The organism is Burkholderia pyrrocinia, assembly GCF_003330765.1.
Classification (GTDB): domain Bacteria; phylum Pseudomonadota; class Gammaproteobacteria; order Burkholderiales; family Burkholderiaceae; genus Burkholderia; species Burkholderia pyrrocinia_B.
Map to the genome: position 1 here is coordinate 1996393 of NZ_CP024903.1, position 21147 is coordinate 2017539.

22 protein-coding genes are annotated in these 21147 nt (G+C 66.3%); 4 read left to right on the forward strand and 18 right to left on the reverse strand.

Annotation, left to right across the window (positions count from 1 at the left end; translation table 11 throughout):
* Window positions 1-26: 26 nt before the first annotated feature.
* Complete coding sequence (locus tag CUJ89_RS26545; RefSeq protein ID WP_236654963.1) at window positions 27-752, reverse strand: SDR family oxidoreductase; 726 nt, start codon at window positions 750-752, stop codon at window positions 27-29.
* Window positions 753-867: 115 nt separating this feature from the next.
* On the opposite strand from CUJ89_RS26545, the gene CUJ89_RS26550 reads away from it, so the two are divergent.
* The 3 genes from CUJ89_RS26550 (at window position 868) to CUJ89_RS26560 (ending at window position 3872) form a co-directional block, all read left to right on the forward strand.
* Window positions 868-1812: a LysR family transcriptional regulator gene (locus tag CUJ89_RS26550; RefSeq protein WP_114180325.1), complete on the forward strand. Its 945-nt coding sequence runs from the start codon at window positions 868-870 to the stop codon at window positions 1810-1812.
* Between the two features lie 151 nt (window positions 1813-1963).
* Window positions 1964-3352: a nucleobase:cation symporter-2 family protein gene (locus CUJ89_RS26555; RefSeq protein WP_114180326.1), complete on the forward strand. Its 1389-nt coding sequence runs from the start codon at window positions 1964-1966 to the stop codon at window positions 3350-3352.
* 94 nt (window positions 3353-3446) lie between these two features.
* Window positions 3447-3872 (forward strand): NUDIX hydrolase, encoded by a 426-nt coding sequence (locus CUJ89_RS26560; RefSeq protein ID WP_114180327.1) that lies wholly within the window; start codon window positions 3447-3449, stop codon window positions 3870-3872.
* Window positions 3873-3973: 101 nt separating this feature from the next.
* Here the strand turns inward: CUJ89_RS26560 and CUJ89_RS26565 are convergent, their stop codons facing one another.
* The 4 genes from CUJ89_RS26565 to CUJ89_RS26580 all read right to left on the reverse strand — a co-directional run bounded on the left by CUJ89_RS26565 (window position 3974) and on the right by CUJ89_RS26580 (window position 6119).
* Window positions 3974-4186, reverse strand: coding sequence for a hypothetical protein (locus CUJ89_RS26565; protein WP_114181572.1), 213 nt, complete (start codon window positions 4184-4186; stop codon window positions 3974-3976).
* A gap of 318 nt (window positions 4187-4504) precedes the next feature.
* Window positions 4505-5119: a hypothetical protein gene (locus CUJ89_RS26570; RefSeq protein ID WP_236654964.1), complete on the reverse strand. Its 615-nt coding sequence runs from the start codon at window positions 5117-5119 to the stop codon at window positions 4505-4507.
* A gap of 35 nt (window positions 5120-5154) precedes the next feature.
* Window positions 5155-5448 carry a RebB family R body protein gene (locus CUJ89_RS26575; protein ID WP_114180329.1) on the reverse strand — a complete coding sequence of 98 codons (294 nt, stop codon included), beginning with the start codon at window positions 5446-5448 and terminating at the stop codon, window positions 5155-5157.
* A gap of 113 nt (window positions 5449-5561) precedes the next feature.
* Window positions 5562-6119, reverse strand: a complete 558-nt coding sequence (locus CUJ89_RS26580) for an RNA polymerase sigma factor (protein ID WP_114180330.1) — start codon at window positions 6117-6119, stop codon at window positions 5562-5564.
* A gap of 251 nt (window positions 6120-6370) precedes the next feature.
* On the opposite strand from CUJ89_RS26580, the gene CUJ89_RS26585 reads away from it, so the two are divergent.
* Window positions 6371-7201 carry a Crp/Fnr family transcriptional regulator gene (locus CUJ89_RS26585; RefSeq protein WP_236654965.1) on the forward strand — a complete coding sequence of 277 codons (831 nt, stop codon included), beginning with the start codon at window positions 6371-6373 and terminating at the stop codon, window positions 7199-7201.
* A 76-nt stretch (window positions 7202-7277) separates the two neighbouring features.
* On the opposite strand, the gene CUJ89_RS26590 is transcribed toward CUJ89_RS26585, so the two are convergent.
* From CUJ89_RS26590 to CUJ89_RS26645, 13 genes are all read right to left on the reverse strand, one after another.
* Window positions 7278-7601, reverse strand: coding sequence for a RebB family R body protein (locus CUJ89_RS26590; protein ID WP_114181573.1), 324 nt, complete (start codon window positions 7599-7601; stop codon window positions 7278-7280).
* 196 nt (window positions 7602-7797) lie between these two features.
* The gene (locus CUJ89_RS26595; protein ID WP_236654966.1) at window positions 7798-8193 is read right to left on the reverse strand and encodes a RebB family R body protein; all 396 of its coding nucleotides are present in this window, start codon (window positions 8191-8193) and stop codon (window positions 7798-7800) included.
* Window positions 8194-8383: 190 nt separating this feature from the next.
* The gene (locus CUJ89_RS26600) at window positions 8384-8716 is read right to left on the reverse strand and encodes a RebB family R body protein (protein WP_114180332.1); all 333 of its coding nucleotides are present in this window, start codon (window positions 8714-8716) and stop codon (window positions 8384-8386) included.
* A gap of 94 nt (window positions 8717-8810) precedes the next feature.
* Window positions 8811-9455 (reverse strand): hypothetical protein, encoded by a 645-nt coding sequence (locus tag CUJ89_RS26605; protein ID WP_114180333.1) that lies wholly within the window; start codon window positions 9453-9455, stop codon window positions 8811-8813.
* Between the two features lie 288 nt (window positions 9456-9743).
* Window positions 9744-11411, reverse strand: coding sequence for a hypothetical protein (locus tag CUJ89_RS26610; protein WP_114180334.1), 1668 nt, complete (start codon window positions 11409-11411; stop codon window positions 9744-9746).
* 110 nt (window positions 11412-11521) lie between these two features.
* Window positions 11522-12697, reverse strand: a complete 1176-nt coding sequence (locus tag CUJ89_RS26615) for a hypothetical protein (protein ID WP_114180335.1) — start codon at window positions 12695-12697, stop codon at window positions 11522-11524.
* A complete protein-coding gene (locus CUJ89_RS26620; RefSeq protein WP_114180336.1) occupies window positions 12694-13479 on the reverse strand; it encodes a streptomycin biosynthesis enzyme StrG in 786 nt (261 codons plus the stop codon). The genes CUJ89_RS26615 and CUJ89_RS26620 overlap by 4 nt, the downstream gene beginning before the upstream one ends.
* Entirely contained in the window at window positions 13476-15896 is a 2421-nt protein-coding gene (locus tag CUJ89_RS26625; protein ID WP_161556560.1) for an SAM-dependent methyltransferase, read from the reverse strand. The genes CUJ89_RS26620 and CUJ89_RS26625 overlap by 4 nt, the downstream gene beginning before the upstream one ends.
* 26 nt (window positions 15897-15922) lie before the next feature.
* Window positions 15923-17773, reverse strand: coding sequence for a hypothetical protein (locus CUJ89_RS38070; RefSeq protein WP_161556561.1), 1851 nt, complete (start codon window positions 17771-17773; stop codon window positions 15923-15925).
* A gap of 298 nt (window positions 17774-18071) precedes the next feature.
* Window positions 18072-19520: a GDL motif peptide-associated radical SAM/SPASM maturase gene (locus tag CUJ89_RS26630; RefSeq protein WP_114180338.1), complete on the reverse strand. Its 1449-nt coding sequence runs from the start codon at window positions 19518-19520 to the stop codon at window positions 18072-18074.
* A 129-nt stretch (window positions 19521-19649) separates the two neighbouring features.
* Window positions 19650-20237 carry a DUF1842 domain-containing protein gene (locus CUJ89_RS26635; RefSeq protein WP_114180339.1) on the reverse strand — a complete coding sequence of 196 codons (588 nt, stop codon included), beginning with the start codon at window positions 20235-20237 and terminating at the stop codon, window positions 19650-19652.
* Window positions 20238-20283: 46 nt separating this feature from the next.
* The gene (locus CUJ89_RS26640) at window positions 20284-20901 is read right to left on the reverse strand and encodes a DUF1842 domain-containing protein (protein WP_114180340.1); all 618 of its coding nucleotides are present in this window, start codon (window positions 20899-20901) and stop codon (window positions 20284-20286) included.
* Between the two features lie 48 nt (window positions 20902-20949).
* A complete protein-coding gene (locus CUJ89_RS26645; protein WP_114180341.1) occupies window positions 20950-21138 on the reverse strand; it encodes a DUF1843 domain-containing protein in 189 nt (62 codons plus the stop codon).
* Between the last annotated feature and the right edge of the window lie 9 nt (window positions 21139-21147).

Sequence of the window (21147 nt, forward strand, 5' to 3'; positions counted from 1 at the left end):
AAGCCGGCCCGCACGCCGCGCGCGGCTCAGACCAATCGGCCGCCTCCGTCGATGTGCAGGATTGCGGCATTCATGAAGCCGTTGCCCAGCAGGAACGCAATCGCTTCCCCGACTTCGTCGGCGCGGCCGACGCGGCCGCCAGGCAGGGCCGAGGCGGCCCCCGTGAGGATCGCGTCGCGCGCTTCCGGGCCGAACGCGTCGTACAGCGGCGTCTCGACGAAGCCGGGCGCGACGACGTTGACGCGAATCGGCTTCAGTTCCAGCGCGAGCGACTGCGCCAGCGCTTCGACGCCGCGTACGGCAGCGGCAATGACGGACGTGCCCTGCGCGGACGGACGATCCGACAACTGCCCGCCGGTCAGCACGATCGAGCCGGTCGCGAGCATCAGCGGCAACGCGGCCCGGATCGCGTAGACCGGCCCGGCGATACGCTCCTGTAGCGCGGCGAGCAGATGATCGGGGTCGGTCTCGTTCAGCTTGCCGGCAATGAAGCGGCCAGCCGTGACGACCAGGTGATCGACGCGCGTCATCGTGTCGAATACGGCCTGCACCGCGTGCCGGTCCGCGATGTCGGCCACCGCGATGCGCGCGCCGCCGATCGCCTGCGCGGCGGCCTCGAGCTTCGCGCGTGTCCGGCCGACCAGCGTGACGCGGGCGCCCCTCGCCTTCGCGGCGGCCGCGGCCGCGAGGCCGATTCCGGAGCTCGCGCCAAATATCACGACGTGCATACCGTCCAGTGTCGAAGATTGCATTGCCTCGTTCATGTCGACTCCTCATCCGGGATTGAAGGTTCGCGAACGTTAGGTCATTCTCTATTGCACCGGAACGTGGGAGACTTGAATAAGGTTCATGCCATAAAGGAATCAGATGGATTCGCTGCGATCCATGCGCGTGTTTGTCCGCGCCATCGAGCTGGGCAATTTTTCGGCGGTCGCTCGCGAGGAAGGCACCGGCCAGCCGACGATCAGCAAGATCGTCGCCGCGTTCGAAAAGGAACTGGGCGTTCGCCTGCTCGAGCGCTCGACGACGAGTCTCGCGCCGACCGACGAAGGCCGCCGGTTCTACGACCGCTGCAAGCGCGTGATCGACGAATATGCGAGCGCGGTGGCCGAGGTGCGCGGGCAAACGCTGCGGCCGGTCGGCAAGCTGGTCGTCAACGCGCCGCTGGGGCTGGGCGAGCTGAAGCTGAACGCGCTCGTGCTCGAATTCCTCGCCGCGTGGCCGGAGATCGACGTCGAACTGCACCTGACCGATCGCGTGATCGATCTGGTCGAGGAAGGCGTCGATGTCGCCATTCGCCTCGGCCACGTGCTGCCGCCGGATGTCGTCGCACGCCACATCGCGTCGTCGCCGCGCCTGCTGGTGGCCACGCCAGCGTATGTGTCGCAGGCACCGCGGATCCGCCGGCCGGAAGACCTGGCGAGGCACCCGTATGTCGGCTACGCGCGCGCGGGCATCGGAAGCGAACTGGCATTCGCCCGGGGCGACGACCAGGTCGCCGTTCCGGTGCGCGGCCGGTACCGCGTGAACAGCTCGATCGCACTGCGGGAATGCTTCCTGGCCGGGAACGCGGTGGGCAGCGCGCCGGCGTGGCTCGTTCAGGATCTGATCGACGCCGGGCAGCTCGTCCGGTTGCTGCCGAAGTGGGACATGGTTCCGCCGCATGCCCTGCACCTCGTGTATGCGTCACGCCGTTACCTGCCGCTCAGGACCCGCACTTTCCTGCAGTTCATGGAACAGCGGATTCCCGAACTGCCCGGCTTCAGCGCGACCGCGACCACCACCACCGTCGCGACGCGCCAGGCCCGCTGATCGACGGGCGCCGCAATCACGGCAGGCCTGGTACCGATCCGCCGCCGTTTCCCCGCTCCGTCGAATCCCGGCCATTGCCGCGCGCCCCGGCGGCGTCGGCGGGCCCTTCGGCTAAAATGCCGCACTTTCCACCTTGTCCGGCCCGCTCGCCATGCACCCCACCTCCTCCGCCCAACCCGCCGCCCACGGCGCCGACGCCGCAGAATCGGCCCGCGACCTCGTCTACGGCCCGAACGACCGGCCGGCGCCGATGGTCGCCTTCGTCGCCGCGCTGCAGCACCTGCTGGCAATCATCGTGCCGATCGTCACGCCCGGCCTGCTGATCTGCCAGGCGCTCGGCGTGTCCAGCCGCGATACGACCCTTATCGTGTCGATGTCGCTGGTGATTTCCGGCATCGCCACCTTCGTCCAGTGCAAGCGCTTCGGCCCGCTGGGCGCCGGCCTGCTGATCGTCCAGGGCACCAGCTTCAACTTCGTCGGCCCGCTGATCGCCGGCGGCAGCCTGATGGTCAAGCAAGGCACGCCGGTCGAGACCGTGATGGCCGCGATCTTCGGCGTCGTCATTGGCGGGTCGTTCGTCGAGATGGGCGTGTCGCGCATCCTGCCGTTCGTGAAGCGCCTGATCACGCCGCTCGTCACCGGCATCGTCGTGCTGCTGATCGGCCTCACGCTGATCAAGGTCGGCCTCATCAGCATGGGCGGCGGCTATGGCGCGATGGCCAAGGGCACGTTCGCGAGTGCCGAGAACCTGACGCTGTCGGGCCTCGTGCTCGGCACGATCATCCTGCTGAACCGCGTGCCGATCGTCTGGGTGCGCAGCACCGCGCTCGTCATCGCGCTCGTGATCGGCTACCTCGCGGCCGCGTTCCTCGGCCGCCTCGACTTCACCGGCATGCACCAGGCCGCGCTGTTCCAGGTTCCGACGCCGCTGCACTTCGGCATCGGCTTCTCGTGGTCGCTGTTCGTGCCGATGCTGATCATCTACCTCGTCACGTCGCTCGAAGCGATCGGCGACGTCACGGCCACCAGCAAGATCTCGAACGAGCCGGTCGAAGGGCCGGTGTGGATGCAACGAATCAAGGGCGGCGTGCTCGTCAACGGCGCAAACTCGCTGCTGGCCGGCGTATTCAATACGTTCCCGAGCTCCGTGTTCGCGCAGAACAACGGCGTGATCCAGATCACCGGCGTCGCGAGCCGCTACGTCGGCATCTGGATCGCGGGAATGCTCGTGGTGCTCGGCCTGTTCCCGGTCGTCGCCGGCGTGCTGCAGGCCGTGCCGGAACCCGTGCTCGGCGGTGCGGCGATGGTGATGTTTGGCGCAGTGGCCGCATCGGGCATCAACATCCTCGCGGGTGTCCCGCTCGACCGTCGCGCGCTGCTGATCATCGCGGTGTCGCTGGCGCTCGGCCTCGGCGTGTCGCAGGTGCCGGACATTCTCAACAGCCTGCCGCACGCGCTGAAGAACGTGCTGGAATCGGGCGTCGCGACGGGCGGCATCTGTGCGCTCGTGATGAACTGGTTCCTGCCGGAAAAGAAGTAACGGTGCGAACCGCATGACGACGCGGTGCGCCTGACGGGCCGCGTCGTCGTAATACCGGCTTGGCCGCGCGCACCATGATGGTTAGAATTGCTTCATGTCCCAAGCACCTGACTCCACGATTCCCGACGAAACCAGCACCGTACTGATCAAGGAACGGGCTACCGTCGTCTGCTACCGCGACGAGCAAGTGTTGCTCGTGGCGCGTGCGTCGTCGCGCTGGGCCCTTCCCGGCGGCACGATAAAGCGCGGGGAAACGCCGCTCGAAGCCGCGCATCGCGAGTTATGCGAAGAAACCGGCATCACCGGCCAGCATCTCGTTTACTCGATGCAGTTCACCGGGCTCGCGAAGATCCATCACGTGTTCTTTGCGGAAGTCGGCCCGGACGAGACGCCGCAGGCGAACAACGAGATCGAGAAATGCAAGTGGTTTCCCATCGACGGCGTCGACGGATTGCGCGCGAGCATCCCGACGAAGCGAATCGTCGAACTCGTCTATCACCACGAAATCCGCAAGGTGTAGCGTCCGGGATCCCGTGCGACTCGTGCGCATCGAGGGCGAGCACGCTCATGAGCCGTCGGCCGGCTCAAGTCGTTTTTCGTGGATCAGCGACGCGCAAACGCTCAGTGCATGCGCTTTCTTCGTAATTCGTGCATGGAATAAACGACCAGGAAGATGCCCAGCATCGCGGCACCGGATGCCATGAAGTCGTTTGCGTTTCCCGAGCTGTGCAAGGACGTCGGGAAGATGCCGAGACCCAATCCTGCGACCGCAAGAAGCAATCCTGCAGCCACGCCCCAGATCGGTCCGGCGGTCTTTTCGATTTTATTTTTCATACAGCACCCGTCTACAGTCATTACCTGGCCGGTATCGGCAAAAAGCGCCGCGCCTACCGCCAGTAACGCCACTATAGCCGGGAAATAATTCGCAAGATTTTAGTGTTTTTCCCGATCAAGTTTTGTCGATCGCGACTGCGGTACAGAGCCGGTATAGACGTCTGAACCTGCCGGTGTACTCATTATTTCTCCGGCCCTCATGCTCGGGATTCGGCAGGCTGTAAATCGGCACGTCGCCTGCCTTCGTCCTGCTTCCTCAAGGACGTCCGCCGCCACCGGACGTGAAGCGGCGATGCGCCGCGGCGCCACCGGCGCGCACTACGCGCCCTTCTTGTCCAGCAGCGCCTGGTACTTCTGCAGGCTCTCGTCGATCTTGTCGAGCGCGATGCTCGCGGCCTCCCCTTCGATCGCCTCTGCGGCACCCGCGACGATCGCCGCAGTCGCGACGAACAGGTCCGTCAACAGCAGGCCCATCGCATCCATCGCCATCCCGGGCACGTTCTCGTCGATGGTCTTCTGCGCCAGATCCTTCATCAGCACGCTCTTGCCCGCGATCGCCAGCGACGTCGACGCCTCGAAGTAGTTGGCCGCCGCCTGCGCGACCAGGCCGCCCGCCTGCGTGATCATCATGTTCGGGCCGACGGCGATTTGCGTCGTCGCGTAGGACGCAGCCTCCGCGTTGATCGCCTGCACGGTCTGCAGCGCCAGGCTGCCGGACCCGGCCGCATCCGCGATCTGGTTCGGCGCCTTCAGCGCATCGGTGAGCCTGCGCAACCGGTTGACCGGCCATGCGCGCGCGCCGGCCTTCGACGCCGCGGTGTGCGGCGCGACATCGGCCGGCGTCGTTGCTTCGGCGGCGGCGTCTGCGGCGTCTGCGGCATCGCTCGGCGTCTGCGGCGCGCCGTCGCCGCGTCCGCCCAAAAGGCCTTTCATGTTCATGATTCAGGTATCCCGAGAGTCATCGCGTCCTAATGCGTGGAACCCGTCTGCGGCCCGCCCGTCGCTGCAGGCAACGCGCCGCCCGATGCGCCCTTCGGCGACGCTTCGACGGACAGGATCATGGCCACCGCCTTCGACACGACGGCGTTCGAAATCTGGTTCAGCGCCGCCTGCTGCTGGGTCATGTTCTGCGCCGAGATGCCGACGGCCTGGCTGAACATCTGGTAAAGCATGCCCAGCGCCTGGGCCGGGGATCCCGCGACGACGTTGACATTGGTCTGCGTCAGCGCGTCGGTAACCTGCTCATTGACTTTGTCTGCCACGAGGCCTCCTCGGATCTCGGCTCCGGCATGCGATTGAAGGAACGGCGGGCCGGCAGGCCATCGACGCCGCGCATGCCGTTAGGAACGCTGCGTGCCCGCGTTCGTGAACGCGCTCAGGCGAGTTCCTCGCGCAACTTCTTGCGCAGCAGCTCGACGCGCTTTCTGGCAAGCGGCTCGTTGATCCCGAGCGTCGCCGCGATGTACAGATAGGGCCGGTCCTCCTCGAACTTCAGCGTGAACAGCATCTGCTGCTGCTGCGGGAGCGCGGACAGCGCCTGCTCGAGACGCAGCAGCTGCTGCCGGAGCAGTAGTTGCTGCTCCACCGACGGTGCATGGCCAGCCAGCTCGACGGTGTGATCGTCGTCCCAGCCCGAGTCGAATTCGAGCATGCCGTTTTCGCGGAGACGGCGGCGCGCGCCATCGAGGAACGCGTGGTTCAGCGCCAGAAAGAGAAAGCCGGCCAGGTTCCGAACACGCTCGGGCGAACGCTGCAGGTAAATGTGGACCTTGAGTGCGGTATCGGAGAGCAGTTCGTCGGCACGGTGAATATCGCCCTTGCACAACAGGCGCGCGCGGCGCCGCAATTTCCCCTGCATTTCCCGCCACGTGCGATCGAGCTGCTGCGCCGGTGACTCAGGCGTCGGGGCAGCGTGCTGGTTCGAGGTTGTCATCCCGTGCCTTCCTTTTTCATGGAAAACACAGAATCGATTCGATGCCGCGAATGGCGCTGTTACCCGCGTAACACCGTTATTACGATAATCGGTTTCGGTAAATTTTCTTGATTATTATTACGGAAATTTTTAAACCCCCGGCATAGCCCAAACCGTCGTTTCAGGCGCGCCGCCGGACGTGAATAACGGCATCGCGATGAAAAAGAACGACTGCAGCCGCGATGCGTTCGCGCGCCGGCACGCGGCTATCCTTGTCGATCGACCAAGCGTCCTTGCCGCCGAAGTGCCGCCATATGCGGACTGCTTGCCGATTATTTCGCCATCTTCATTATTCATTTTTCACGCAGTGCCAAAGGCAGCGTTTTTCGCTAGGTGGCCGCATCGTCAAACAACCTCGCGCGGAAACCATGCCTGCCCTTGCTAATGTTCAAACGCTGAGCACTATACCGATACTCACCGATCTCCCGGAAAGCCTGCTCGCTCACATCGAGCGGCATGTCACGCCCTGGCCCGAACACGGCAACCGCCTGTTGTTCTTCAAGGGCGATCCGGGAGATTTCGTCGCCTTCGTGCACCGCGGCCGCGTCTACAAGACGCTGCACGAACCCGGCGGACGCGAAATCATTCTCGGCCACTCGATGCCGGGCGAACTCATCGGCGAAAGCACGCTAGTTCGCGCACACCGGCGCAGCTTCACCGCCCAATTGAGCCCCGACTGCCGCATTTCGCTGCTGCATCGCCAGTACTTCGCGCCGCTGCTGGCCAACGCGGATTTCATGGAGCGCATCCATGAGCAGCTGTGCCGGCACATCCATCAGCTGAGCGACTTCGTCGAATCGGCATGCCTGTACCGGCTCGAAGCAAGGCTCGCGCGCCATCTGTTGAACCGCATGCAAGGGAGCGATCTCGAGGTGCCGCTGCCGGAGAACCAGAGCATCCTCGCCGCGATGCTCAACGTCAGCCGGCCGCGACTGAACAGCAGCCTGCAGAAGATGCAGCGCGACGGCCTGATCCGGCTGCACGAGCACGGTGTGACGATCGAGAAACCGGATCAGCTCCGGTACATCGTCGACGCCAATTGACGCCCCGGCACGCACGTGTGTCGTGCAGCGTCGCGGGGAGGTTGCGCGCGCCGGGTTGCGCGGCGCGCGGTGAGGGTCAGCCGCGCCAGTGGCCGATGGCGTTCATCAACTGCGCGACGGCGGCCAGCTGCGACGCAAAGTTGTCGTTCGCCGACCGCGCCGCGCTGGCCGACGCCACCGGCGAGCCGGCATAGAGCTGCATGATGCCGACGGTCGTGGCGGCGAGGTTGGACATCGCCTGGTTCGCCTGCATCTGCACCGCGTTGTGAAGCAGGATCGCGGACGCATGGCTGTTCGACTGCATGAGCGTGCCCAAGGCCACGGCGGGCGCTTCGCCCACCACCTTGGCGTTGGCTTGCGTGACTGCATCGGTAATCGCGGCGGAAACCTGTTCCGGCATGTCGTTGCTCCTGGTTTGCTCGCCGCTGCGGCGCAGTCGCGGCGAAAGCATGAGTGGGTCGGTCGGCGACGCGCGCCGCGCGGCGCCGTCGATGCGCCGCGGGCGCTCGCCGTCGCGGGCGTCGACCCGACGTCGGGCGCCGGGCGCCAGCCACCGGGATCGGGGCCACCGCCCGGCGTCGACACCGGGTTACGCGTCAGGCGAGCGCCTTGCCGAGCGCGAGCACGTCAGCCAGCACGGAAAGCACGCCGTTCGAGCCGATTTCCGTCGCGGCGGCGCCGGCGCTCGCCGGCCCGAGCGTGTAGAGCTGCATCGTGCCCACGTTCGTCGAGGTCGGCAGCTGCACCGCGGACTGCGACTGCTGCTGCACGGCGTTCTCGAACAGCACGCTGAGCGAATGGCTCTGGGCCTGGTACAGCGATCCCGTCGCCATCGCGGGCGCTTCGCCCACCACCTTGACGTTGGTCTGCGTGACCGCGTCGGTGATCGCGGCATTGACCGCGCATGTCTTGCAGTTGCAGGGGTCCTTCGGATCCTTCGGGTCATTCGGGACCCTCAGGTCGTCGGCGTTCGCGTTTGCGTCGTTTGGCATCGTATTTCTCCTGGTTTGCGAATGGGCGCCGCATCGAATCGGCTCTGCCCGTTCTATCAGCTGCTCCGGAACACCGCGCGGCACCGCTGTTCAGGCGCCGGCGGCCGCGCCGCTGATCCGCGGCACGGCGGCGGCATTGGCGGCTCGTGCCGCCGGTGCCGCCGCTCAACTACGGCGTTGCGATGGCGCCTTAGCCTTTCATCGCCTTCCCGATCGCGATCACGTCGGCCAGCACGGAGATGATCCCGTTCGCGCCAATTTCCGTGGCGGCCGCTCCCGCGCTTTCCGGCCCGATCGTGTAGAGCTGCATCGTCCCCACGTTCGTCGACGTCTGCGACTGGATCGCGGCCTGCGACTGCTGCTGCACCGCGTTCTCGAACAGGATGCTGAGCGAATGGCTCTGGGCCTGGTACAGCGAGCCCATCGCCATTGCCGGCGCTTCGGCGACCACCTTGACGTTGACCTGTGTGACCGCATCGGTAATCGCGGGATTGACCTGGCACACTTGACACGTATCACCCATTTTTTGCTCCTTGAATTACGTAGTTGAGAGGTCGCACATCGGGGCCGGCCGGTCTCGCGTTCAGCCGCTTGACTTCAGCCGCATGACCCGCGTGCTACTCCATGGACGCTGGGCCGCGGGTGTCGTGAACGGCAGCGGCAGCATCCGGCGCGGTCGGTTCGGGCAGTTCGGTCGGACCGGCGCCAACGCTTTGCAGCCGGTCGTCTATCGCGTCGAGCCGTATGGCGAGCCGTTCGGCGAGCGAATCGACGTATTGCCGGAAGCATGCTTCGATTTCCTGCCGGATGAGGCCCGTCAGCTGTTCGCCGATCATCGCCAGCGCCTGGCGGGTGCTGTCCTGGATGTCGGCCGCGCCGGATGCCTGAGCGTCGCCCTGCGGCTCGTGCGCGTCGAGTACGCCGGACACTTTCCGCTGTTCCGACGCCAGCATGCCGAGGGTCGTCTCGTTCTGCGCATCGATCGTCTGCAGGATGCCGCGCATCTTCTCGTACGCCTTCTGCTGGTTGAGCTGCAGGAAATGCTTGACCTGCTCGCGCGCCTCCTGCCGGGTTTTCAACTGCGGCAAGGGCGGGTTCGCGGCGGGCGCCTGCGTGGCCGTGCCGGCGGCCGGCGCCGGCTGGTTCCCGTGCCTGCTCGGCAGCCGCTCCAGCAGCACCCGTTCTTCGCCAGGCTCGAGGGGCCGTCCCAATCGCTTCTCTGCGAACTGCCGCAGCAGGGGGTCGAGTGCTTCGTTGCTCATGGCTCACACCTCCTCGATGTCCGCCCGCGGCGCCGATGCGTGCGGTTCGGGTTCGGATGGAAGCGGCGCCGAGGCAACTTGGTCTGCGTACTGCAATGGATATCGCATGGTGTTCTCCCGGAAATGGACGCGCGACGGCCCTGCCGGAAATTTCGGCAGGACCGCTGCAGGGACGAACCGTGCGACGAGTCTGTGAAATGGGGCGACCGAATCGGAACCCGTGTGCAGCCGGGCAGGCAGCATGGCGGGTCACCCATACGGGCAACCCGACGGATCAACGCCTCCCGCTCACTCGGGAATGACAGGATCGTCAAACGGCTCCTCTTCGCCGGAGCCCGCCTCGTCGGCGTTATCGCTGGTCTCTTCGGCGACGTCGGACGCCTCTTGCTGCACCTCGACGGCTTCCTCGACCTGATCCTTCAGTTGCTGGCTCACCTGGTCGCCAAGATTCTCGACGATGTCGGGAAGCGATTGCGTGACCTCGCCGAGGCTTTGGTTCGCTTCGCTCAGTTGACCGGCTTCGAGCTTCGAGCTCGCGTCGACCAGGTTGCCCTCGGCCTCCTCGATCTGCTCGTTGACCTCGATCTGTGCAAGATCCTTGAGCTGGGTGCTTGCGCTTTCGATCCCGCCGCCGATGTTGTCCCCGGCCACCTCGCTGTATGCTTCGGAGCCCGACTGACGCGCCGCACTCACGTCGTTCGCGAACGCGGCATCGTCCGCCGGCACCTGCACGTTGCCGTCGCCCGCGGCCCGGTCGGCCAGTTGCTGGTCCTGCTGCCGCGCGTCATTGCCGATCTCGTTGCCGGCATCCTGCGCATCCTGCTGCTGTTGCTGGTTGGGCGCATCGCCGCGATTCTCGTTGGCCTGGTCGTCCTGAAGCTTGTTGTCCTTGCCGGTCAGCTTCTGCTTCAGGAAATCGAGCGCCATCCAGACGCCCATCGCCTGCAGGAAGTAGCCGAGCACCTTCTCGAACGAGAGGTTCGACCAGAACTTGTCCCAGCCCGACTCGGGCGCGAGCGGGATCGCGATCACCTTCTTGTTGAGCAGCGTGCCGGTCAGGATCGGCCATGCGGTGGTGTCGCTCTCCTTGCCCGTGAAGGTTCCCTTGAAGCCGAATGCTGCATTGAGGGCGACCGCGCCGGCGCTATCGACAACCTGCCCATTGTCGAACGACAGCGTGCTGGTCGAGCCGCTCGATCCGGTGAGCGTGATCGTCATGCCGCTCAGGCGGTCGGCCGGATCGGCCGGCGACGGCGCGCCGGACTTCCTGGCGAACACGATCGTGCCTTCTGACGTCGCGCCGGTCTTGCCGTCGCCCGGCGCGGAATAGACGTAGTAGGTCCGGCCCGGCTGGCCTTTGTCGTCCATGCCCCACAGATACGCATAGCCGCGCATCCAGGTGCTGACCGCGACGTAGCTCGGGAAGTCGAGCCCCTTGAACAGGTCGTACTGGTTGAAGAACGCGGCGATCGCCTTCTCGCTGTCGGACACCGACGGCAGCTTGAACGCGTCGGTCATCGCGCTCTGGAAGCCGGTCGCCATCTTCGACGTCGGCGACGTCATGATGTTCTGGCAGAAGCTGAGGGCCTTGGCCATGTTGGTGGCGGCAGCTTCGGTCACCGGGATCGGCGGGTAGCCCTGCGTGCCGAAATCGAGCGCCTCGCCGACCGACATCACCGGGAACAGCGAGTCCGGCTGCGAAATCAGCAGCTGGTAGATGTAGCACGGCTTGGTCTGCCCCTTCGAATCGGTGTAGGTCCCGTCGAGCGTGACCGCGCCCGTCGCGCCGTTGGCCAGCACCTTGCTGCCCGACGACAGCGCCAGCAGTGTCAGTTCTTGCAGATAACCCTGCTTCGACGAGTTCTTCGCGACGTTGGTCGACGAGTTGAACGCATTGAGCACGACGACGCTCTTGCCCGACTTGTTGGTGATCGAGCAGTTCTGGTTGATAGCCATCGCTTTTCTCCGTAGGTGAGTAGGAACAACGCGGGTTGACGGTGATGACGTCGCTCGCGGCACACGCGCCGCCTGCCCGGCGGGCGCGCCGTGTTTGCGTCTGTTTGCGTCTAGTACACGACGTGGGTCGTGCTCGAGCGCACGCCCCCTTCGAACCGGGTGGAAATGATCGTGCCGCCGCTCGGCTGCCCGTCGGTCGCGAACTGCGCCGCGCGATAGTCGACGTCGGTCACGCGCACGGCTGTCCTGCCGTCGGTCGCGAAACCCGTGACGAGCGAGCGCCACGGCGCGGCGCCGCCACTCGACATCCATTCGTCGCGCACCTGCGCGAGGCTGCCGTCGGCGCGGAACGCGCGCCGCGTCCGATCCGGCGCACGCGTCGGCTGCCAGGGCCCCGGCACGGGTTTCGCCGGCGCGGCTTCGCGCGGCGGCGGCACGGGGTCCCCCGGTTTCAGCACGCGCGTCGAGGTCAGCTTGCCGTTAGCGAAGCGAAACAGCGTCACCACCTGCGTGTCGCTGCCCGCCGGCTGCAGCGCGACAAGCAGATGCCCGTCGAGAATCTTGCCGCGCGCATCGAACACGACGCCGCCGTAGTCGGATTCGACGCGTTGGCGCACGGTTGCGCCGTCTTTCGCGTAGTTGATGGCGAGCAGCCGGCCGGGCGTTCCGTGCGCGGTCAGGATCGAGCGCGCGGTGCTCGCGAGCGTCAGCGCCGGGCCGACCTGGCGGACGATCGCCAGTTCGCCGCCTGCGAGCCGCGTGCCGACCAGCACGGCGTTCGCGAAATCGATCTGTAGACGGCCCGCGATCGCGCCCTTCCCGCCGGATGCGTGGTTGACGAGCGAGTAATGCGCCGGCCGTTCGTTCGCGTAGGTCATCTCGGCGACATGGCTTGGCGACCCGTCAGGGCCGGCGAGCGAGAAACGCGCGACGCCGTCGGTCGGCCAGCCGGCGGGGTCGAGCACCAGCGCGCGATAGATGCCTTGCACGGTGCGCCGCAGCGTGCCGTCGGCGGTGAGCAGCCGCGTCGCCGACGACACGGCGCGGCCTTGCGCATCGATGACGATGTCGGACGTCGAATGGGGCGCGCCGCCCGCGAGCGATGCCGCATAGCGGATCGTGCCGCCCGCGTCCGACACGTCCGCGTAGCTGGCCTGGCCGGTGGTCGCGACGCTCGCGCCGTCGGGGCCGTAATGCACTGCGCCGACCGATCGCGGCCGGTTGCGTCCGAGATTCGCCACGTCCGCCGCGACGGCCAGCGCCTGCTGCCCGAGTTCCTGAATCATGGTGCCTCCTGCGTCGTCAGGGATCGCTCGACGGGCCCCGCGTCGTCGCCGCTGACGCGCGGCCGCTCGAGCACGTCGACGATCCGGTCCATCAGCGCGACGCCTTCGGCGCGCGTCGTCGCCCGCTTGTAAGAAAACCGCATGTCCAGGCTCACGCGCGTCACGCCCGAATGATTGGCGACCGTGCCGTGGCCCAGATAGCCGCCATCGAAGATCAGCACCTGCCCGTATCGCACCGGCACCGGTTCGAAATCGCCGCTGCCGTAGTCGCGCTCGAGCCACAGCGTCGCGCCGTCGAACACGTCGGTGAACGGCATCCAGAAGTTGATCTGGTCGATCCGGCGTGTGACGCAGATGTCGTGATGGAACGAGCTGATGCTGGCCGTGCCGGGCAGGTGGATGCGCAGCTTCGGATGGCTCGTGTACGAAATCCCGCGCCCGACCAGCGGCGCGAGCTGTGCGAGCATGAAGCCGTGGTAGAGCTTCCAGAAATCGGCATCGGCAGGCTGGCGCTCCATCATTGCGCTCACCATCAGGTTGTCGCGTGGGCCGATCCGCGCGCTGCGCCCGTTGCGCCGCCGATGGTCGAGCAGGTATGCATGCAGCCGGTCGAGGCGCTGCACCTTGTACACGTCGCGGCTCAGCACGGCCGCGAACGGGAAACGCGCCGTGTCGTAGTCGAGCAGCACCCATGGGCGTCGCGGGCGCGGCCCGGCTTCGCGCACGAGTTTCGCGCGATCGACGTCGGCAATCGATGCGTCGGTGGACATGACCGTGCTCATGCGTGGTCCGCTCCGTCCCGATGCAGTCGCGCAAGCACTTGGCGGACGCGCGCGAGATTGGTCGATGCGCGCTCGTAGCCGTGCCACAGGAACAGCCCGCCCTTGCGGCTCGCCCCGGCCATGATCGCGACGAGATGCGCCCACGCCCAGTCGGGCAGTCCGAGCCGCGGTGTCGCGGCGAGCACGGCGGCGTCGGCGTCGCTCATAGCCGCCATCCCGCGCAGCGCGATGCTCGCGCCGCTAGCGCCGTGCGCGGTGCCGTGCACGAGCGGACGTAGCGTGATCGGGTCGAGCGTGAAAGTCAGCGATCCGCTCGCCATCGCGGGCGGCCCGTCGCGCCATTGCATCGCGTCGCCGTCGAACGTCGCCGCCACGCGCCGCCCGCCGATCGAGAATCCGCCGGCATCGACGCAAGCGGAGCTCACCTCGGCCAGCGCCCCGTGCCGCAGGAGCAACCGGTATTCGCCATGCAGGTGCGCGGCGGGTGCATCGTCGCGGATGCGGGTCGCGAGCGGCACGCGGCGTTCGCCGAGCGTGAAATGGTCGCGGCCGATCGTCAGCGGTTCGTCGACAGGCGTGCCGTCGAGCGTGACGCTCATCCCGGCCGGCGTCGGCAGGATCGCGATCCGGTGCTCGCCATCGTCGGGCGCAAGCCACGGATAGACGCCGGCGATCGCGCTCGTCGGCAGCCGCGGGCGCGCCAGGCACTCGTCCACGACAAGCTTGTGCGACGTATCGGGATGGGCGCCCGCCGGCCAGATCAGTCCGACCCAGCGCCGCTGGCCGCCGGGGCGCAGATCGGGCTGCAGGTAGCCCGAATACGGATTGCCGGCATCGGCGGACCACGTGAGCACGCCCTTGTCGAAGCGCGCGCCCTGCACGCGCACGCCGTTCAGGTCGACGCGCGTGACGCTGCCGTCCGGCCGGCCGAACACCGATAGCGACAGCGCATGCCCGGCGGCCAGATAGAAGCCGCTCCATACCGCCAGGTCGCGACGCAGCAGTTGCTGGAAATCGGCGGCGAGCGCGGGCCAGTCGGCCGCGATGCCGCGTGCGCCGCTCCACGACGCGGCGGCCGCCTGGACGCGGCCGGCCGGCGCGCGCTTGACGGCCGCGAGCAGCGTCGCGCTCGCCGACTTGAGGTCGAGCAGCAGGCTCAGCAGCCGTCGGTTTTCGGGCTCCCCACCGGAGCGCAGCCCTTTCGCGGCGAGCTGGATCGCGCCCGCATCGCGCCGGCTCAGCAGCTCGCGCTCGCGCTGCGACAGGCCCGACCAGCCGGCGACGGCCGCGGCGGGATCGTCGCGATAGCGCTCGCGCAGGTGCGGATCGTCGCATAACGCCAGCACGAACCGCGCGGCCGCGCTGTCGGGCTGCCATTGGTAGCTTTGCGGCACGTCGAAGGTCGCGAAATCGGTGAACGCCCGGCGTTCGCGCGGGCCATAGCGATCGATCACGCGCAATGCATCGGCGGTCGAGCGCAGCGGCTGGCCGGGGTGCAGCAGCCCGAGCCGCCCGAGCATCGCCGCATCGGCGAGGGCCGCGTCCTTCGGCGGCAGGTAGAAGGTCGAGATGCCCGTCACCCAGTTCTGCACCGACGGATCCCGCAGCGATGCGATCGTCTGCTGGTCGATCAGCGGATCGACGCCGGGATAGCGCGAGCCGACATAGTTCACGACCGGATGGTCGGCACCGTACAGCGCCTCGAGATAGTCGAGCAGCACCGAGAAGTTGCTGTTCAGATACCCCTGCCGGCGATACCCGAGCTCGCCGATCAGCCCGACCTGCCACAGCACGAGGTGCAATCCCGTATCGGGCCGCCGGCTCCGGATCAGCATGTCCGTCGCCTCGTACATCTGCATGCCGGGCTGGCTGGGATCGACGCCGAGGTCCGCGCAAAGCGTGTCGAGCGCGCTGACCGCCGCACGCATCTCGGCGCGATGCCCTTCGCGCCGCGCGATCCGGACGGCCCGGTGCGTCGCCAGCACGAAGATGCCAGGATGACCGTAAAAGATCGCGACGACCCGGCGCCCCTGTCGCACCGGATGCAGCATCGCTTCGGCCATCTGCATGTACGTGACGTAACGTCGCTTGCTGTCGTCGTAGAGCGTGTAGAGGTCGTAGGCATCGGGCCGCTCGCGCAGCAGCCAGACCTTCGTCGCCGGGTCCGCGACGCAGAAGAACACGTGATCCGCCGCACGAATGCGCGCTTCGTCGGCACGGGTGAAACCGCTCGCCTCGATCCCGGAGCCGAGGATCTCCAGCGAACCCGGCCGGGCCGGCGGTGCAATCGCGGCCGGATCGTCGGTAATGGACGCCGCGCGCGCCGCGATCTCGCGTGCGAGGTGTCGCCAGCGGCGGCGATGCGTTTCCGCATCGGGATAGCGTTCATGGTCCGGCTGAAACCAGGCAGTGCTCATGATCGATCCTCGTGACGGACGGGCAATCAGCCCTTCAGGTAGACCATCGCAACCGACGCCCCGGTCTTCACGGGCAGCGGCCGGTTCTGGTACGTCGCTTTCGCGAGCGTCTGGAACGCCAGATACGCGTTGGCGCCGGTGTTCTGCTTCATCTGCGCGACGAGCGCGTCCTGCGCATCCTGCGGCCAGCGCCAGTTCTGCGCTTCGGTATCCGCCTGACTGTTCTTCGTTTGCAGGATCGTCGACAGCGTCACCTGCAGCGTGGTCGAATCGCCCTGCACTTCCTGCACGTACTGGCTGAAGGTGGTCCAGCGCGTGTCGACCGGAATCGGGTCGTTCAGCATGTAGTTGACGAGCAGGCCCAGCCCGGACGTCTGGCGCGGCTGGAGATTCTGCATGTCGCGCTCGTCCTGCTGCCGCCATGCGTCGAGCAGCTTGCCTGCGGTCTGGAACGCGACGTAGATCGCGACGCCCTCGACGAGCGTCGGCAGCGCCTTCGTCATGATCCAGTTGCCGACCGCGCCGAGCACGCGCGACACCGTGCCGGGCTGCACATCGACATCGGTGTCGATATCCACGTCCACATCGATATCGATGTCGCTGTCGGTCACGACATCGATGTCGATGTCGATATCGACATCGACATCCACGTCGACCACAGCGATGAAATCCACGTCCACGTCGATGTCGACATCCACGTCCACATCCACGTCGATATCGATGTCCACGTCCACATCCACGTCGATATCGATGTCGATGTCGATGTCCACGTTGATGGGATCGGCATCGTCGCCCACTGCGCTGTCCGGCGCCGCGCTGTCGCCGTTCGCGTTCAGCGCGCCGCGAATCTTGCCGGCGATCTCGCCGACGTTGTTCGCGAGCCACTGCAGTCCGCCAGGAATCGCGCCCAGCAGGTTGATCGCCGCATCGACCGCCATCGCGAGCTGGACGGTGAAGAACGCGCCGTAGACGAGGTCGTAGAGCACCGCGTACCACGGCAGTTTCGGGTCCTCGTAGGATTGCGCGATGAACTGCTGGCCGTTGTACGTGCCGACGAAAGCCCACGTGATCGTGTCCGGGTGCCCTTCCCACGCGAGGTCGCGTATGACAGCCGTGAGCAGCATGCCGTTCTTCGCGGTTGCCCCTGCGCTGGACAGCTGCGAGGTCGCGAAATCCAGCGGAATCGGCGCGCCTTCGGTAGGCGTGTACGTCGCCTTGCCGCCGGTGATCGACAGTGTGCCGACGCAGGTCGTCGGCAAGATGAAGCCCATCGAGCTCGCTACCGGCGGCTCATAGCAATAGTAGGTGCCGGGGAACGCATAGAGCTGGTTCGTCGCCCAGTAGCCGAGCGCGGAGTAGAGGCCAAACGTGAGCCCCGCCGCGCCGTTCTGCGAGAAATAGGTCGCCGCCGCATCCGGCAGGCTGGTCACCGGGGTATTCTCGACCAGCGCGTTGAAGTTGAGCGCCGTCGGCGTAAACGGCTGGCTCACGGTATTCCGGTAGAAATTCCAGCCAGCCTGCGCGATGTCCACGTCGGCCTGCGCGAGCGGAATCGTCTGCGAACCGGGCGTGAGCGCTTCCGCGACGGCCACCTTGAGCGGAAATTCGTCCGTCTGACGCGTAATCACGACGCGCGCGATCGGCTCGTCGGTCGTGAAGTGGCCGGTACTGTCGGCGGGGACGCTGCCGAGCAGCGTATAGGTCGGCACGTAGGCCGACGGATCGGTCGACGGCGGATTGGTCGGGGTCGGCGACATCGTCGTGTAAACATTCACCGCCGCGCCGTACGTGCTGGTGACGTTGATCGGGTAAGTGGCCATGTTCATTGCACCCATGCGCGATACGGTGAACACGGCGACGGATCGGACTGCTGACAAACCCACGTATCCATTGCTGGCCTCCTGTGGAAGTTGATTCGCGCACTGTCGGACCGGCCGACAGGACGCCCGCATCTTGCGGATTCCGCTTCGACGACAACGCCGCGCCGGCTCCTTGCTCTGCGATGCCGCGCTGTCAGGTCGGCCTGTCGGTCGGCGACAGGGAACGGCTGGTTTGGCCTTCCGTCACGCAACGCGCCGGCCCGGTCCCGATGCACGACATTGCCGGGCGAACAGGCTCGGTATCACGGTGCGCACGGTCGTTGTCCCGAGCAAGGACGCACACCGCCGGCACCGGTCAACTCAACAGCCGCTCGACCTCCTGGATGAGCGTGCGGCGCCGTTGCGCATCCTGCTCGTAAGCGCGCGCAGCGGCCTCGATGTCCGCGCCGCAGTGCGGACACTCGCGCTCGTGCTGGTGAACGTAGCCGTTGCAGGCACGGCACAGACCGAGCGTGGGCGGGATTCTCCCGACGTCCGGCGCACGCTTGCCCTTGTGTCTCCACGCGAGTTCGACGGTTTGACCCGACCGGGAGATGCTTGACACGGGCACGCCGTCCGCAATGCGTTCGGTGACGAGATCGAAGCGCCCCACCGCGAACGACGCCGGCGCCGCATCCTCGATCTTCTCGATGCGCTCGCGCAGGCCCTGCTTCTTCAGTTCGAGCACGCGATAGTGGCAGTAAGGGTTGTTGCCCGGCTTGCCGAGCAGCGAATGCGATGTCCACGTGCAGCCGCCGCGGCACACGTCGGCGTAGTAGCACGTGCGGCAGAATCCCCACAGGTCGTCCACGGAGCGCAACCTGCCGAAATGAATCGCGTCACTGGTCCGCCATATCTGTTCGAGCGACAGATCGCGGACATTGCCGCCCGCGAAGCCGACCGTCGCCAGCGACGGGCAACCCTTCACGGTGCCGTCCGCTTCGAGCGCAATGACGGTCTGCCCGGCCGCGCATCCGGTCCAGTGCACCCGCTCGTCCCCGAAACCGCGCCACAGATGCTCGTAGGGGCCGAAGTAGCCGATGTTGTTACCGACGTTCATCAGCAGGCCGCGATCGAGACCCCGCTTGTAGAGATCGGCCAGCAGCGGCATCAGCGCCTCGAGCTGGTACGGCTGCAACAGCAATTCGTCGTGATCGACCGCGTTGCCCATCGCGACCGTCAGCTGAATCTGCCAATGCGTGACCCCGATCTCGATGATCGTGTCCATCAGCGCCGGAAGATCGCGCATCGTCGCCGAGCCGATCTGCGTATTCACGCTGATCGCAAGACCGTGCGCGCGGGCGCGCTTGAGCGTATCCACGGCCCGGTCGAACGAACCCGGGACGTTGCGCACCTTGTCGTGCAACGGCGCCAGGCCGTCCAGCGACACGCCCAGACCGTTCAGGCCCGCTTCGACGGCTTGAGCAAGCCGTGCCGGCGTCAGATTGCGGCCACCCGTCTGGACCGCGCAGTACATCCCGTGCGAGCGGATTGCCTTGATGAGCTGCGTCCAGTCCTTGCGCAGGTAGGCCTCTCCGCCGATCATCGACACTTCGCGCGTGCCGAGCCTGGCCAGCGACTCGATCACCTCGAGGCACTCGTCCGTCGAGAGTTCGTTGGTGCGCCGACGGCCTGCACGGGATCCGCAATGCAGGCACTTCAGATCGCAAGCCAGCGTGATTTCCCACACGACATGAACCGGGGTAAAACGTTTGTAATCCTCATCGCCCAGGAATCGAACCGGGCGTACTTGGGTCTCGTCCATGCCGATGTCCTTCGAAGATTGTTTCGCCCGCGTCGGCCGCTTGTCGACCGAGTTGTCCGTAGTCTTTCCTGCCCGCTGTCTGCAACGCGTGCCGCGGACGGCGGCACGCGTTCCCCGCGTCGCAAACGCTCAGCGTCGCGCTTCCAGGCGTGCGATCTCGGCATTCAGCCCAGCGAGCGCTTCCTCGATGCGGCCGGTGTTAGCGAGTTGTTGTTCGGCCTCGCGGGCCAACGCCTTCATGCGACCAAGGTCGCCCGATTGCCGCGCCTGCTGCAGGCCGACACCGTACAGCGGCGTCACCGGCTGTTGTCGTGGCTCGAGCGGCTGCAGCGCGCCGGTCGCGGTCATGATCGCGTGTTCGACTTCGTGCCAGCGTTCCCCCTCGAAGAACCGGTAACTGGCGACACCCGACTTCCAGTCCGCCTCGACGATGCCCTGTAGGCGGAACGTTTCGGCCAGGCCGCTGGTCGGCCCCGACGGATTGCCTTGCAGGCTGAGGACGAGTTGCGTTTTGGCGCCGGGCGCCAGCACCATCTGGCTGTATTGGCCCCATACCTGCGCACGAAATTCGAGCGGCGGCCAGGTCGTCTGAGTGATGCGAGCAACGCCGCTGACCTTCTTGGCCGGCGGGTTGATGAGCAGCGCCAGCGTGAGGACAGGTGCGCCAATTGCCGGCGTTGCGATGCGGAAATTTACGGGAAAAAGAGCGGCGGACATTACGTAGCTCCTGTAGCGAATAGTGATCGGTAAAACCCGGTCGGGCTCAATGCCCGGCTTCCAGTCGGGCGATTTCCGCCTTCAGCGCAGCCAGTGCCGACGCGATTTCGTCGCGGCTTTGCAACTGATGATTCGCGGCAGCGGCAACCGTCTTCATGTGCGCGAGATCGCCGGAGGCCGTCGCCTGTTGAATGGGCGCCCCGTACAAGGGCCGCGGTCCCCCGTGCGGCTCCAGGATCACCGGGCCCGGCTCGAGCGGCACGAATTCGCGATCAATCTTTGCCGGTACGTTCTCGATTGCGTGCCAGTTGCCGTTGTCGAAGTAACTGTAGGAGGCCACGCCGCTTTGCCAGTCGTTTTCCAGCACGAGATGGAGCCGGAACGTCACGATGGAATTCGCGTTCGGCCCGCCGTCATTGCCCTGCAGCGTCACCAGAATTCGCGTATTGACGGGCGGCATCAGCGCCATATAGGTGTAGTTGCCCCAGACGTCGGCATGAAACTCGACGGGCGGGTTCACTGCCTGCGTGATGGTCGCGGTGCCGACCACACTGCGCTCGGGAGTGTCGACGAGCAACGCGAGCCTGAGCGTCGGCGCGCCCGGCATCGCCGTGCCGATTAGGTAGCCGGCCGGGAAAAGCCCTGTACGTGTGTTCTCGGACATCTGGTCCTCCTGGGTGGTGAACGAAACAGCAATGCGCGCGACGACCGGTCAGGCCCGTTCGCGCTTCACGATTTCCTGCTTGAGCTTGCCGACCACAGCGGCAAGGTCCCCGTGCTGCTTCAGGACCTCTTCGGCCTGGCTCAGCAAAGCCTTCATTTTTGTCAGATCCCCTTCCGATATGGCCTGGTGGATCGCTACGCCGTAAGGCGGAATGACATGCCCGGTTTCCCTGTTCATACCGTTCTC